Here is a 13,520-nt window from a genome sequence, read left to right as displayed (position 1 = left end):
GCATTATCCGTCGAGCAAAGAGTAAGAGATGGAACTACACACCACCGAACAGTCCCTGCATGGTTGGGGACGTACTGCCCGCACCTCCGCTCACGTCCTGTCCACCGCAGACGTTGAGGTCATCCAGGCGGCCGTCGCCCAGGTGGCGGACGACAACTCCGACAAGCCCGAGCACCTCAAGCGCGGCGTCATCGCCCGCGGCATGGGTCGTTCCTACGGCGACCCGGCACAAAACGCCGGCGGCCTCGTGATCGACATGCAGCCGCTCAACAAGATTCACTCCATTGACCCTGAATCCGCCATCGTCGACGTCGACGGCGGCGTCACCCTGGACCAGCTCATGAAGGCTGCCCTGCCGTACGGCTTGTGGGTTCCGGTTCTGCCGGGCACCCGCCAGGTCACCATCGGCGGCGCCATTGGCCCCGATATTCACGGCAAGAACCACCACTCCGCCGGCTCCTTCGGCAACCACGTTGTCTCCATGAAGCTGCTCGTGGCCGACGGCCGCGTCCTCCACCTGGAGCCGGAAGGCTCTGCAGATGATCCGGACGGCACGCTGTTCTGGGCCACCGTGGGTGGCATGGGCCTTACCGGTATCATCCTGCGCGCCCGCATTCGCATGACGAAGACGGAGACCGCCTACTTCATCGCGGATACGGACCGCACGAACAACCTGGATGAGACCGTGGCCTTCCACTCGGACGGCTCTGAGGTGAACTACACCTACTCGTCCGCATGGTTCGACGTCATCTCCCCGGAGCCGAAGCTGGGCCGCTCGACCATCTCCCGTGGTTCGCTCGCCACGCTGGCACAGCTTGAGGAGCTCGCGCCGAAGCTGGCCAAGGACCCGCTCAAGTTCAACGCGCCGCAGCTGATGACGGTGCCGGATATCTTCCCGAACTTTACGATGAACAAGCTGTCGCTCATGGCGATTGGCGAGGCCTACTACATGATGGGTGCTCCGGCCCGGAACAAGGTGAAGAACCTCACGCAGTTCTACCAGCCGCTCGACCTCATCGGTGAGTGGAACCGTGGCTACGGTTCCAATGGTTTCCTGCAGTACCAGTTCGTCGTGCCCACCGAGGCCGTCGAGCCGTTCAAGGACATCATTCGCGACATGCAGCGTTCGGGCCACTACTCGGCGCTCAACGTGTTCAAGCTCTTCGGCCCGGGGAACAAGGCTCCGCTGTCCTACCCCATGCCGGGCTGGAACGTCTGCGTGGACTTCCCCATCAAGCCGGGCCTGGGTGCCTTCCTCGACGACCTTGACCGTCGCGTCATGGAGTTCGGTGGCCGCCTGTACCTGGCCAAGGAGTCGCGTACCTCCGCCGAGAACTTCCACAAGATGTACCCGGGCATGGAGGGCTGGCTGAAGACCCGCAACGAGATCGACCCGACCGGCGTCTTCGCATCTGACATGTCCCGCCGTCTCGAGCTGCACTAGAAACCACCCCGAAAGGACCTGAAAAGAACATGCTGAATGCAGTAGGCCAGGCACAAAACATCCTGCTTCTGGGCGGTACCTCCGAGATCGGTCTGGGCATCGTCTCCGAGTTCCTCTCCCACGGCGGCACCCCGCACGTCACGCTTGCCGCGCGCAAGGATTCCCCGCGTATCGACGCGGCCCGCGCACAGCTCGAGGCCCAGGGCGCACAGGTCGAGGTTGTCGATTTCGACGCCACGGACTTCGACTCCCATCCGGCCGTCATCGACGCCGCGTTTGCGCACGGCGACGTGGATGTTGCGATCATCGCCTTCGGCACCCTGGGCGACCAGGAAGCGCTGTGGCAGGACCAGGCGCAGGCTGTTGCCTCCGCACAGACCAACTTCACGGCGCCCGTGTCCGTGGGCGTGCTGTTGGGACAGAAGCTGAAGAAGCAGGGCCACGGCACCATCGTCGCCCTGTCCTCCGTTGCAGGCCAGCGCGTGCGTCGCTCCAACTTCGTCTACGGCGCGTCCAAGGCGGGCGTCGACGGCTTCTTCGTCAACCTCGGCGAGGCGCTGCGCGAGTCCGGTGCCAAGGTGCTCGTCGTGCGCCCGGGCCAGGTGCGCACCAAGATGTCTGCCGCCGCAGGCGAGGCACCGCTCACCGTCAACGTCGCGGACGTTGCCAAGGCCACGTACGACGCAGTCGTGCACAACAAGGAGTCCATCTTCGTGCACCCGCTGTTCGAGTACGTCTCCCTGGCGTTTAAGTTCATCCCGCAGCCCATCTTCCGCAAGCTGCCGTTCTAGAACGACCCGCAACCCCCGCGCCCGCTCGTCGACTGTGACGTGGTCGCGGGGGTTTCGCGATCCCGGATCCCGGTGGGGAATGTGGTTCACTGGAAGCCATGACTACTGCCGCCGCTCAGCCGCGCCGCCGGGGTACCATTCTGCGTCCCCAGATGCGCACCGAAAACTATGCGTCCGATCTGCTCTCCCTGCGCTCCACGCTCTTAGGGCTCTCGAGCGCCGGTGTGGGCGCCTTTGCGGTGACGCTCGTGGCGTGGATGGTGTTCAAGCGCACGCACCTGCCGGCGTTTAGTACCTCCATGGTCACGCGCGCGCTCGCGACGGCGGGTATGGTGCTCACCCTTGTCATTGTGGCGGGGCTGCTCGCATGGTGGATTTCGGATGAGTACTACGGTAAACGCCGCCGGCCGCAGTGGCGCGTGGCGCTCACGTATTTCTTCTCCTACATGGCACCGGCGTTCATCGTCATCGCTGCGGTAGGAATTCCGCTTTCGGCCACCAAGCTGTGGCTCGACGGCATTCAGGTCGATCAGGTCTTCCGCACACAGTTCCTCACGCGCACGACGGAGCAGGGCGGCTACGCCGACATGAACTACCTGGACATGCCCACGTTCTATCCCATGGGCTGGTTCTGGCTGGGCGGCCGGCTCGCGGCCGTGTTGGGCTTACCGGGCTGGGAGGTTTTCCAGCCGTGGGCACTCATCTCGCTCGCGGTGGCAGGCTCCATCCTCGTGCCGATCTGGCAGCACCTCGTGGGCTCGCTGCCTGTGGCGACGGCCATTGCTGTGATGACCACGGCGGTCACGCTCACGCTCGGCGCGGAAGAGCCGTACTCCGCGGTCATTGCGATGGGCGCGCCGGCGGCGGCGTTGCTCGCGCAGCGTGCCTTCCATGGCTCGTGGTCCGCGACGGCGGGCCTTGCCCTCTTCCTGGGCATCTCGGCGACCTTCTACACGTTGTTCACCGGTGCCATTGCGCTCACGGTGGTTTCCCTGCTCGCCATTATCACCGCGGTTTATGAACGCCGGTGGCTGCCGATTGTCCGGCTCGTCATCATCGGCGTGGCCTCGTTGGCCATCGCCGCCGTCGCGTGGGGTCCCTACGTCATGTCGGCGTTGCGCAGCGGCGTCCCGCTCGAGTCTGCCGCGCAGCATTACCTGCCCAGCGAGGGCACGCAGCTGCCCGTGCCGTTCCTCTCGCCCAGCGTCATCGGTGCGCTGTGCCTCATCGGTGTCATTTTCCTGGCGCTCCGGCTTGCCGATGCCGAGGTGCGGGCGCTTGCTTTCGCGCTCGGCGGAATCTACGCATGGATCGTCGCCTCGATGGTGGTGACGCTCGCCGGTACGACGCTGCTCAGCTTCCGCCTGGAAATCATCGTCGTGCTCTTCATGGCCACCGCCGGCATCCTGGGTCTGGCGGAGGTACGGCTGGTGGGCATTCACTCCCTGTATCCGGCGCGCTTTGACGTGCCGACAAACCGCGCGATTACCACGGCCTTCGTGGTGGTCATGCTGCTGTCAGGTATCTACTACGTGCAGCAGATTCCGCGCCTCAACGAAGACGCCATTGACCACGCGTACGCGGATACGGACGGCAATGGCGAGCGCGCGGACCAATTCACCCCGGACTCGGCCTCGAAGTACGGGGAGATAAATGACTTCATCGTGGACCACGGCTATACGCCGAACGGCACGGTCATCATGACTGACGAGAAGCTGTTTATGGCGTACTACCCGTACCACGGCTTCAACGCCTTTACCGCGCACTACGCCAACCCGCTGGGACAGTTCCGCGAGCGCAGCGCACAGATGGAAACGTGGGCGCGCGAGTCCTGGGATCAGACCCCCGAGCAATTCCGCGAGACGCTCGATAGCGCCAAGTGGCAGGGTCCGTCCGCCATCATCTTCCGCGGCGAGGTCGCCGAGGACGGTGCGGAGACGGACGGCTATAAGATCCACCTCGCGGAGGATATCTACCCGAACCAGCCCAACGTGCGCTACCGCGCGATCTTCTACAACCCGGAGGTCTTCGCCGAGGGCTGGGACGTCAAGCAGGTCGGCCCGTTCGTCGTCGCCGTGCGCACCCAGTAGTAGACAGTCGTGACAGACCCGCTGGAACACGCCATCGCGGGCGCGTGGACGGCGTGGCTGCCGGACTTCCGGCTGACCTTCCGCATCGACCGCGCGGCGGGCCTACTCACGGCGGAGGCCTGCTTCGACCGCGCTCCCGCGAACACGCAGATGGAGGCGGAACTGCGGGCGGCAGAGGAGGAGCTGGCCCACGCAGCTCGGGTGCTGGGGCCGGGATCACCTGCGCAGAGATAAGGCGAACCGTGCGAGGTGGTTTAGACTATCTGGGTGACTTTATCGACCGAAAGCCCAGCATCGAGCGTTGCTTCGCAGCCCGTGCGCATGGAGACCGCGCCGGCATGGTTGAAGTGGACTGCTCTCGTCTCCGGCATTCTTGGCTTCCTGGCCTTTGTGGCCCTGCCGTTGTTGCCGGTCAACCAGGTGCAGTCCAGCGTGCACTGGCCGCAAAATGACTCGCTCAATTCGATCAACTCGCCGCTCATCTCGGTGGCGCCGGAGAAGATTGATGCGGAAATCCCCATCGCAGCGACGCAGTACCTGCGTGAGGGACAGTCGCTGCTCTACGGCACGGTGCCGCCCGAGTCGGAGAAGGCGACCAACCGCGGTATGTTCGTCCGCTACGACGAGGAGCGGGGCCTCACGGTCGCCTCCCTCGACACGGTCATCCTCTCCCTCGACAAGAGCGAGGTCGCGGCTCTGCCTGACGATGCCGTGCTGCATATCGCGGCGGATGGCGACTCCGTGCGCGTTGACGTGGGCAAGCACGAAGAAGAGACCGAAGACGACGAGCGTCCGCAGGTCACCGGTACCTACACCGAGATTGATAACACGCCGGAGGCTCGCGCAGCGCTCAGCGACATGCGTGTCGACGTGGAGGTCAACTCCCGCTTTACTTCCTCGCCGTCCACGGTGAAGACCATTGCCATGTGGTTCGGCCTGCTCATGGTCCTCATCTCCTTGTTCTGCCTGTGGCGTATTGACCGCCTCGACGGCAAGCGCTTCGGCTTTATGCCGGAGACGTGGAAGCAGGTCCGTCCGCTCGATGGCGTGGTCGCCGCCATCCTCGCGTTCTGGCACATCTTCGGTTCGAATACCTCGGACGACGGCTTCATCCTCACCATGGCGCGCGTGAGCGGTCACGCGGACTACATGGCGAACTACTACCGCTGGTACGGCGTGCCTGAGGCCCCCTTCGGTTCCCCGTACTACGACCTACTCGCCGCGCTCACGCACGTGTCGACCTCCTCGGTCTTCATGCGCCTGCCATCGCTCGTCGCCGCGCTCATAATCTGGTTCGTGCTGTCGCGCGAAATCCTCCCGCGCTTTGGCGAGCTCGTTAACGGCCGCCGCGTCGCCCACTGGACCGCGGCGTTTATGTTCCTGGCTTTCTGGTTGCCGTATAACAACGGCATCCGTCCGGAGCCTATGGTCGCCTTGGGCGTCATGCTGACGTGGGCGTCCTTCGAGCGCTCCATCGCTACGCGCCGCCTCCTGCCAGCGGCTATCGGCACCATCATCGCGACGATCACGCTGGCCGTCGGCCCCACGGGTCTGTTCGCCGTGGGCATCTTCCTGGTCTGCCTGCCGCAGCTCTTTGCCTTCCTCGGTGAGCGCGCCAAGGCCACTGGGCTGGGCTGGGTCCCGCTCGTCTCCACGTTCCTCGCCTCCGGCACCGCGATTATGGTGGCGGTCTTCCACGACCAAACGCTCGCGACCGTCCTTGAGTCCACCTCCGTGCGCTCCCAGGTCGGCCCCGCGCTGCCGTGGTACTCCGAGTACGTTCGCTACACCACGCTCTTCCAGGAGTCCGTGGACGGCTCGCTCACGCGCCGCTTCGCGATGTTCACCATGCTCTTCTGCCTGGCGCTGATCGTCTACGCGTTCATTAAGAACCGCCGCGTCGTGGGCGCTGAGGCTGGCCCCACCGCGCGCCTGTTGCTCATCATCGCGCTGAGCATGTTCTTCCTCATGTTCACGCCGACGAAGTGGACGCACCACTTCGGCATCTACGCCGGTGTCGCCGGCGTCGTCGCCGCCCTGGGCGCGGTCGTGCTCTCCCAGATCGCCCTGCGCTCCTCCCGCGCACGCACCTTCGCCCTGGCCGCCGTGACCTTCCTCCTTGCCATCTCCCTGGCTGGCTGGAACGCCTGGTGGTACGTCTCCTCCTTCGGCATTCCGTGGTGGGACCGCACCGTCCAACTCAAGGCCATTGAGGCGAACACGGTGGTGCTCGCCATCGGCTTGGTCATCCTCGCTATCGGCATCATTCAGTCCTTCCGTCGCGAGTCGCGCCGCACCAAGGCGATTGCCGCGGGCACGAGCGACGAGGACTTCCGCGCCGCCGAGTCTGACCGCGTGACCCGCTGGGCCGGCGTCATGTCTGCTCCCATTGCCATCGCGTGTATTGGCGTCGTGGCCTTCTCCATGGCCTCCTTCGCTAAGGCCTACGTCTCCCAGGGCGACGCCTACTCCGTGGGCAAGGGCAATCTTGCCTCGCTTGCGGGTAACACGTGCTCGCTCGCCGATGCCACTTTGGTGGAGACCAATACGAACGACTCCTTCCTCGAGCCGATTGCCGGCACTCTGGGCGAGTCCCTCAACGACCCGAACTCCACGGGCTTTGCCCCGGATAACGTGCCGTCCTCCATCGAACCTGAGTATCAGAACTCCGCCTCCGTGGGTGCTATCGGCGGCTTGTCCACGTCGCAGAGCACGGATACGACCAACGCGTCCTCCGGCGCCGACCGCTCCCTGGGCGGCGCGGTTGACGAGAACGAGCAGAACGGCGAGACGGACGGTACGGCCTCCACGAAGACGGAGAGCGAGTCCGCCCACCGCAGCGAGCAGGAGAAGCAGGCTACCTCCGGCGAGCGTGATCAGGCGGGCGTCAACGGCTCCCACATCGCGCTGCCCTTCGACCTGGACTACACCAAGGTCCCCATCACCGGCTCGTACTCTGAGGACCAGGAAGGCACCGCCAGCCTCAAGTCCCAGTGGTTTAAGCTGCCTGAAGCAACCGACGCCGCCCCGCTCCTCGTCGTTTCCGCCGCCGGCAACATCTACCACCACGATGTCAATGGCATTGAGCAGGACGGCATGGAGCTCACGCTCCAGTACGGCACGCAGGACGGCGGCTCCATCAAGGACATCGGCGAGGCCGAACTGTCCGATGTCGGCGCCACCCCGAAGTGGCGTAACCTCCGCATGGCACTCGACCAGCTCCCCGCCGAGGCGAACGTCGTGCGCCTCGTCGCTACGGATGACTCCCTCGATGAGGAAGACTGGCTGGCCATCACGCCGCCGCGCGTACCCACCCTGGACACCCTCAATAATGTCATCGGCTCCGATACCCCGGGCCTTCTCGACTGGTCCACGGCCCTGCAGTTCCCCTGCCAGCGCACCTTCGACCACTACGCCGGCGTGACCGAGATCCCCGAGTACCGCATCCTTCCGGACGCGGCGGCGCAGACCTCGCTCACGGACTTCCAGTCCTTCTCTGGCGGCGGCGCCATGGCTACCGCGGAGGCCGTGAACTACGACTACGAGATCCCGGCCTACCTCAACCACGACTGGGCCCGCGACTGGGGCTCCATCAAGAAGTACGAGCTGCGCACCAACTCCGCCGGCGAGGCCCCCGACCTCGCCTCCATCGACCACGAGATCATCACACGCTCGGGTCTGTGGAAGGAATCTGAGATGAAGATTCGTCCGGAGGGCTCTGAAAAGTAGCCCTTCAATGCCGAAAGCCGCCGGACATCCGGCGGCTTTCGTTGTTTTCACTTCACCCGGGCGGCTACTGCCCCGGCCTACGGAAGTCTTCCTTGCGCCCCCGGTTATGCAGCGCGAGCCACTCCATAAAGCCCTTCGGGTCGTGCTGCTGGACGAGGAAGAACCAACCAAAGCGTGCGAATTCCTGCGGCAGGAGCTTGCGCATGCCACGCTGCCACAACAGGTAGCCGCGGTTGCGGTAGGTAAAGAAGCGCTTGAACTCGCCCTCTGGGTACTGCGTGTGCATCTTGCCGCCCAGAATCGGCTTGAACTCGTCCGAGCCGTCCGGGTGCAAGTACGCGCACGTGAGCGCCGTGCCAAACTCGAGTCCCGAGTTGACCAGGCGGCGGTGGTACTCGACCTCGTCGCCGCGAATGAAGAGGCGATAGTCCGGCACGCCGATGATCGTCATGGCCTCCGCCGAGATGAGCGCGCCATTAAACAGCGACGCGATCCCCGGCAGGAAGTCCCCCTCCAGCTCATCCATCCGGCGCCGCCACACGAGGCCCTGGCGCAGCGGGAACGCGAGGCGCTCCGGCTCGTTGATATTGCACACGGCCGGGGAGACCTCGTGCAAGGAGTTCGCCTCCGCCACGCGGTAGAGCTCCTCCAGCACGCCGAAGTCCGCCGGACGGCCATCGTCATCCGCGCACCAGATGGCATCCGCACCCAGCGCCAGCGCCTTCAAGAAGCCCAGCGCGAAGCCGCCCGCGCCGCCCAGGTTCGTCTTCGACCCGATGTATACCGCGCGTTCGCCCGCCATGGACTCCACGAGTTCACGCACCGCAGCCTCATTGCCATTGTCGACGACGATGACCCATTCCACCGGGTGAGTTTGCCCTACGACCTGCTCTAACGACGCGCGCAGCAGCTCCACGCGCTGGTGAGTGACGATGACAGCGGCAGTTGTTCCCGCCGCGGAAAGGGTCTTAACAGTCATGGCTTCCATTCTGCCACCAGCTTTTCGATGCCCCCTCTAGACACCCCGCGCCAGCCGACGTCGCGCTCATAACGTGAATGAGTCGTGCCGATTTTTCAATTTTTTGGCCAACTCATTCATATTTGGATGTGTGCCGGTGGTTAGAGCCCCGGGATGTCGATGATGCCCGCGGCATCCGCGCCCACCGCCGCGCCGCCGACCAGAAGTGTGGAGATAGCCGCAATCGTCACGCCGAGGATGATGTCGAGCGTCTGCCCAATCTTCCAGTCGTTCGCCACGTCCGACTTGATGGTCGACACGAGGAACTCGTCTGATGAGCCACGGTCAGCCGCATTCTTGAGATTCTCGATATCGGAGCTGCCGATCTCGCCCTTCTCCGCCTTGGAAGAGATAACGTCTGCAGCTACATCGATAGAAGACCCAAACCCGTCGCCGCCGAAAGCCTCCTTGGCTACGGCCTTGGTGATGGCGGCTCCTACCTCACCATCAGTGACCTCCGACGAGGTCTTGCCGTCGGCAGCTCCCGCGACGCCGGTGGACAGGGTCAGGGCGGTGGCCACAGCCAGAACACCCGCAGTGAAACGCTTCATGGTCGTCAATCCTTGAAAGAGAAGATAGTTGAAAAGAACAAAGACCTTGCTTGGCATGGTAACCAAGCAAGGCCTTGAATTCCGGAAATTAATCCTCGAAACTATCGAGAATTAGAACGGAAGGGAAACACCCGGGATAACACCGGCATTGACGGCAGCGGCGCCAGCAGCCAGGACAGCAGCGGCGATGCCGACGCCCCAGAGGATGTCAGCGGTGGTGCCTGCCGGGTAGTCGTTGTTGAGGTCATTCTTGTAGGAGGAACCGTAGAAATTCACGAATGCCTTTGCAGAGCCCTCGTTGTCTTTGTGGGCATCAGAGCTTGCGTCGGCAGAACCCTCGTGCGGGGCGGAGACGCCATTCTTGATGCCAGCACCGATAAGGGCACCAAGGTTTTCAGCAGTGTCGGTGTCAATCGGGGTAGCGGCGGAGGCAACACCGGTGGACAGGGACAGAGCGGTAGCGACGGCAACGGCGCCAGCAGCGAAACGCTTCATGGAGAATCTCCTTGTAAGAGGGAATGGAAAGATAGACATGCTCGTAGGGACACCTCCCTGCGGAACTGGTCTCAAGCTTAGACCATTCCTGTGTGTTCGTTAACTCTTTTCTCGGAGAAAGTATAATCCCAGGTGGATGAGGTATGAATTAACTTAATCCGGGGGTAAAAGATGGCCGTGGCACAAATGGCGAAAAGGCAAGGTCACGCTAAGTATGTTCACGCTGTTACCTGCAAAAAGAAGGCCCCGCAGACTTCCTTAAAACGGAGCTGCGGGGCGAAGAAGGGGTAAGCGGAAAGCTCTTAGTCCTTATCTTTTTCTTCATCTTCTTCTTCGTTAAAGCGCTTAAGGAGGTCGCGCACATAGTCGCCGGCGCCGGGGCCCTCGTAGGCTTCGACAACGTCGGCCACTTCGCCGACTTCCTTGATCTCGCCGTGATCGACCCACAGGGCGGTATTGCATAGCTGGGCGAGGAAGTCATTGGAGTGCGACGCGAAGACGAGGATGCCGGACTTCTTCACCATTTCCTGGAGCTTGACGCGGGCCTTGGCCATAAACGCGGCATCGACAGCACCAATGCCCTCGTCGAGCAGGAGGATTTCCGGCTCGATGGAGGTGACGACGCCGAGCGCTAGGCGCACGCGCATGCCGTTGGAGTAGGTGCGCAGCGGCATCGCCAGATAGTCGCCGAGCTCAGAGAACTCCGCGATCTCATCCATCTTGGACTTCATCTGCTTGATGGTCTGGCCCAGGAAGAGGCCGCGGATGATGATGTTGTCGTAGCCGGAGACCTCCGGGTCCATGCCCACGCCCAGGTCGAAGACCGGCGCGATGCGCCCGCGCACGTCCGCGGTGCCGCGGGTGGGCTCATAGATGCCGGAGAGCAGACGCAGCAGCGTGGACTTGCCGGCGCCATTATGGCCGACAAGCCCCACGCGGTCGCCCTCACGCAGGTGCAGGTTGATGTCCTTGAGGGCCTCGACCACGACGGTGTTGGAGGCATTCTTACCAATCGCGCCACCGGCGGTGGAGAGCATGGCTTTCTTCAGGGAGCGGGACTTCGCGTCAAAGATGGGGAAGTCGACGCAGGCGTTATACGTATCGATGGAAACCATGGTGAGAAGTCCTTATACCCAGTAGCTAACGCGGAAGCGCCATTGGCGCATGGCGAGGGCGGCGAGCAGCACGCCGCCGATGGTGCAGGCGATCACGATCCACCAGTGGTAGGCCGCGACAGGCTGGCCAATCATGGGGGCGCGGACGATCTCCATGTAGTGGTACAGCGGGTTAAGCTCCGCCAGACGCGCGCGCGAGGACACGGAGGCGTTGTCCTTCAGCGTCGAGGTCATCCACACAATCGGCGTGACGTAGAAGAGCAGCTGCGTGAGCGAGTCGAGCAAGGGCGCGACGTCGCGGAAGCGCGTGGCCACGATGCCGAAGAACATGGACACCCACACGCCATTGACCAGCAACAAGGCGAGAGCTGGAAGGAACAGCCAGAACTCCCAGCCCAGGTGGCGCGGGAAGATGGCGAGGAGGATGAGCCAAATAATGAGGTTGTGGCCCAAGAAGAGGGTCTGGCGCCACACGAGGCGGTAGACGTGGACCGAGAGCGGCGCGGGGAGCTGTTTAATAAGGCCCTCGTTGTCGATGAAGACGGTGGCGCCTTCCTTGATGGCGCCCGAGATGAAGTTCCACATGATAAGGCCCACGGTGACGTGGGGCAGGAACGTACTCAGCGGGATCTTGAACAGCAAGGAGTAGAGCAGGCCCAGCGCGGCGGCCATGACGCCGGTGGCGATGGTGATCCAGAAAGGTCCCAGGACGGAGCGGCGGTAGCGCTGCTTGATGTCTTGGACGCCGAGCTTGAACCAGAGCTCGCGTTGGCGCGCACCCTCAATGAGATCGGCGAAGGCTGCCTTGAAGGTCATCGACTGCGAAGGAGGAATCTCTCCTTGGTCGGTGACGGCAGTCATGCGGGCGATATCGGCGCGCAGTTGGTTATTGTCATGCACGTGGCATACCCTATCGTCTCCGAGGTCCCCAGTGGGAGTGGCCCGCCGTGAAAAGGCGATGAGCTGCAAGAAACACATTCTGGTGCGAACGGTATAGAGTGGGGAAGTTGTCAGCGCGGAAGGGAAGAGTTGCCATGGTTGCCTATGACGCGGCGAGTGTTCGTGGTTTATATACGGGACTCGCTGACGGCTGGACGTACCTCAACGCGCACGCCGCGCCGCAGATTGCGGAGAAGGTTGCCTCCGGCGTCGCCCGAGCCTTCCGCACCGCGAATGCCGTCTTGCCTGCAGATGCCCCCGTGGGCGCCCATTCCGCAGCCCCTGTCGCCGGCATGCTTGAGGGCGAGAAGCACCTTCAGGCCGCCCGCATGGCCGTCGCCGATCTCGTGGGCGCGCGTGCCGATGCCGTCGTGCTCGGCCCCTCCCTGCCCGTGCTCTACCAGTCGCTCGCCCGCGCCCTCGGCCCGCTCCTGCGCCGCCAGTCCTCGGTGGTGCTCTCCAAGCTTGACCCGCCGGCGCTCTACGCCGCCTTCGCCCACGGTCCGCATGGCTCGACCGTGCGCTGGGCCCAGCCGGATCTCGGCACCGGCGAGCTGCCCGCCTTCCAGTACGCGGAGCTTGTCGATGGCTCCACGCGCCTCGTGTCCCTTTCCGCCGCGCATGAGTTGCTTGGCACCGTGGCACCCGTCCATGACATCATCGAGACCGTCCGCTCCCGCTCCCGCGCCTGGACGCTTCTCGACGTCACCGCGCTCGCCCCGTACCGTCCCATCGACATGGATGACCTCGGCGCGGACATCCTTGCCATTGACCTGGCGCAGCTCGGTGGCCCGCAGATCGCCGCGCTCGTCTTCCGTGACACCGCGATGTTCCGCCGCCTCGACGCTCTCAGCCCCGGCCAGACAGCGCACACCGCCGCGAAGCTCGAGACCCCCGTCTCCGCGGGCCTCGCTGGCGGCGTCGGTCCGCTCGTCGACCATATGGCGACCCTCGCCGGCGGCGACCGTGGTTCCCGCCGCGTGCGCCTGCGCGGCTCGATGGAGTCCCTCGAGGCCTACCTCGACGATCTCCGCGCAGACCTCTATATCTATCTCGGCACGCTGAGCCAGGTCCACATCCTCGGCGCTACCGGCGAGGCCGCCGCCGAGGCTTCCGATGACCGCCTCCCGCGCCTATCCTTCGCCGTGCGCGGCGTGCCGGCCGAGACCGTCCACCGTCGTCTCTTCGACAACCGGCTTGTCACGACGCTCGCCCCGGCCACGCCCCTGCTGCGCGACATGGGCATCGACGAACTCGGCGGCGCCGTCACCGTAGCGCTCGGTCCGTTTAACACGCACAACGACATCGAGCAGCTCACCCGCGTCGTCGCCTCGCTGGCGTAAGTCTC

General features: G+C 64.0%; 11 protein-coding genes. 6 read left to right on the top strand and 5 right to left on the bottom strand.

What is annotated here, in order from left to right; genetic code table 11:
• The first annotated feature begins 28 nt into the window (after positions 1–28).
• From HMPREF2559_RS04690 to HMPREF2559_RS04670, 5 genes are all read left to right on the top strand, one after another.
• Complete coding sequence (locus HMPREF2559_RS04690; RefSeq protein WP_070539704.1) at positions 29–1,444, top strand: decaprenylphosphoryl-beta-D-ribose oxidase; 1,416 nt, start codon at positions 29–31, stop codon at positions 1,442–1,444.
• 29 nt (positions 1,445–1,473) lie between these two features.
• A complete protein-coding gene (locus HMPREF2559_RS04685; RefSeq protein WP_066485875.1) occupies positions 1,474–2,235 on the top strand; it encodes a decaprenylphospho-beta-D-erythro-pentofuranosid-2-ulose 2-reductase in 762 nt (253 codons plus the stop codon).
• 98 nt (positions 2,236–2,333) lie between these two features.
• The gene (locus tag HMPREF2559_RS04680) at positions 2,334–4,325 is read left to right on the top strand and encodes a galactan 5-O-arabinofuranosyltransferase (RefSeq protein WP_083297776.1); all 1,992 of its coding nucleotides are present in this window, start codon (positions 2,334–2,336) and stop codon (positions 4,323–4,325) included.
• A gap of 9 nt (positions 4,326–4,334) precedes the next feature.
• Complete coding sequence (locus HMPREF2559_RS04675; RefSeq protein ID WP_066485878.1) at positions 4,335–4,559, top strand: hypothetical protein; 225 nt, start codon at positions 4,335–4,337, stop codon at positions 4,557–4,559.
• 87 nt (positions 4,560–4,646) lie between these two features.
• Positions 4,647–8,054, top strand: a complete 3,408-nt coding sequence (locus tag HMPREF2559_RS04670; RefSeq protein ID WP_066486073.1) for an arabinosyltransferase domain-containing protein — start codon at positions 4,647–4,649, stop codon at positions 8,052–8,054.
• Positions 8,055–8,118: 64 nt separating this feature from the next.
• Here HMPREF2559_RS04670 and HMPREF2559_RS04665 read toward each other — a convergent pair whose 3' ends face one another.
• The 5 genes from HMPREF2559_RS04665 to HMPREF2559_RS04645 all read right to left on the bottom strand — a co-directional run bounded on the left by HMPREF2559_RS04665 (position 8,119) and on the right by HMPREF2559_RS04645 (position 12,094).
• The gene (locus tag HMPREF2559_RS04665; protein WP_181734619.1) at positions 8,119–9,042 is read right to left on the bottom strand and encodes a galactofuranosyltransferase GlfT1; all 924 of its coding nucleotides are present in this window, start codon (positions 9,040–9,042) and stop codon (positions 8,119–8,121) included.
• Between the two features lie 131 nt (positions 9,043–9,173).
• The gene (locus tag HMPREF2559_RS04660) at positions 9,174–9,623 is read right to left on the bottom strand and encodes a hypothetical protein (protein ID WP_070539703.1); all 450 of its coding nucleotides are present in this window, start codon (positions 9,621–9,623) and stop codon (positions 9,174–9,176) included.
• A gap of 111 nt (positions 9,624–9,734) precedes the next feature.
• Positions 9,735–10,118, bottom strand: a complete 384-nt coding sequence (locus HMPREF2559_RS04655; protein WP_066485886.1) for a hypothetical protein — start codon at positions 10,116–10,118, stop codon at positions 9,735–9,737.
• A 302-nt stretch (positions 10,119–10,420) separates the two neighbouring features.
• Positions 10,421–11,233 (bottom strand): galactan export ABC transporter ATP-binding subunit Wzt/RfbE, encoded by an 813-nt coding sequence (locus tag HMPREF2559_RS04650; RefSeq protein WP_066485888.1) that lies wholly within the window; start codon positions 11,231–11,233, stop codon positions 10,421–10,423.
• 12 nt (positions 11,234–11,245) lie between these two features.
• Positions 11,246–12,094, bottom strand: coding sequence for a galactan export ABC transporter permease subunit Wzm/RfbD (locus HMPREF2559_RS04645; protein ID WP_231724999.1), 849 nt, complete (start codon positions 12,092–12,094; stop codon positions 11,246–11,248).
• A 173-nt stretch (positions 12,095–12,267) separates the two neighbouring features.
• On the opposite strand from HMPREF2559_RS04645, the gene HMPREF2559_RS04640 reads away from it, so the two are divergent.
• Positions 12,268–13,515, top strand: coding sequence for an aminotransferase class V-fold PLP-dependent enzyme (locus tag HMPREF2559_RS04640; RefSeq protein WP_066485898.1), 1,248 nt, complete (start codon positions 12,268–12,270; stop codon positions 13,513–13,515).
• Positions 13,516–13,520 lie beyond the last annotated feature (5 nt).

Origin of the sequence: Corynebacterium sp. HMSC072G08 (assembly GCF_001809185.1) — a bacterium.
GTDB lineage: Bacteria > Actinomycetota > Actinomycetes > Mycobacteriales > Mycobacteriaceae > Corynebacterium > Corynebacterium phoceense.
This window is presented reverse-complemented; position numbering and strand designations above follow the sequence as displayed.

Bases quoted from the DNA above. Each gene is read 5' to 3' on its own strand.
- HMPREF2559_RS04690 (WP_070539704.1), top strand. From the start codon at position 29: ATGGAACTACACACCACCGAACAGTCCCTGCATGGTTGGGGACGTACT.
- HMPREF2559_RS04685 (WP_066485875.1), top strand. From the start codon at position 1,474: ATGCTGAATGCAGTAGGCCAGGCACAAAACATCCTGCTTCTGGGCGGT.
- HMPREF2559_RS04680 (WP_083297776.1), top strand. From the start codon at position 2,334: ATGACTACTGCCGCCGCTCAGCCGCGCCGCCGGGGTACCATTCTGCGT.
- HMPREF2559_RS04670 (WP_066486073.1), top strand. From the start codon at position 4,647: ATGGAGACCGCGCCGGCATGGTTGAAGTGGACTGCTCTCGTCTCCGGC.
- HMPREF2559_RS04665 (WP_181734619.1), bottom strand. From the start codon at position 9,042: ATGGAAGCCATGACTGTTAAGACCCTTTCCGCGGCGGGAACAACTGCC.
- HMPREF2559_RS04660 (WP_070539703.1), bottom strand. From the start codon at position 9,623: ATGAAGCGTTTCACTGCGGGTGTTCTGGCTGTGGCCACCGCCCTGACC.
- HMPREF2559_RS04655 (WP_066485886.1), bottom strand. From the start codon at position 10,118: ATGAAGCGTTTCGCTGCTGGCGCCGTTGCCGTCGCTACCGCTCTGTCC.
- HMPREF2559_RS04650 (WP_066485888.1), bottom strand. From the start codon at position 11,233: ATGGTTTCCATCGATACGTATAACGCCTGCGTCGACTTCCCCATCTTT.
- HMPREF2559_RS04645 (WP_231724999.1), bottom strand. From the start codon at position 12,094: ATGACTGCCGTCACCGACCAAGGAGAGATTCCTCCTTCGCAGTCGATG.
- HMPREF2559_RS04640 (WP_066485898.1), top strand. From the start codon at position 12,268: ATGGTTGCCTATGACGCGGCGAGTGTTCGTGGTTTATATACGGGACTC.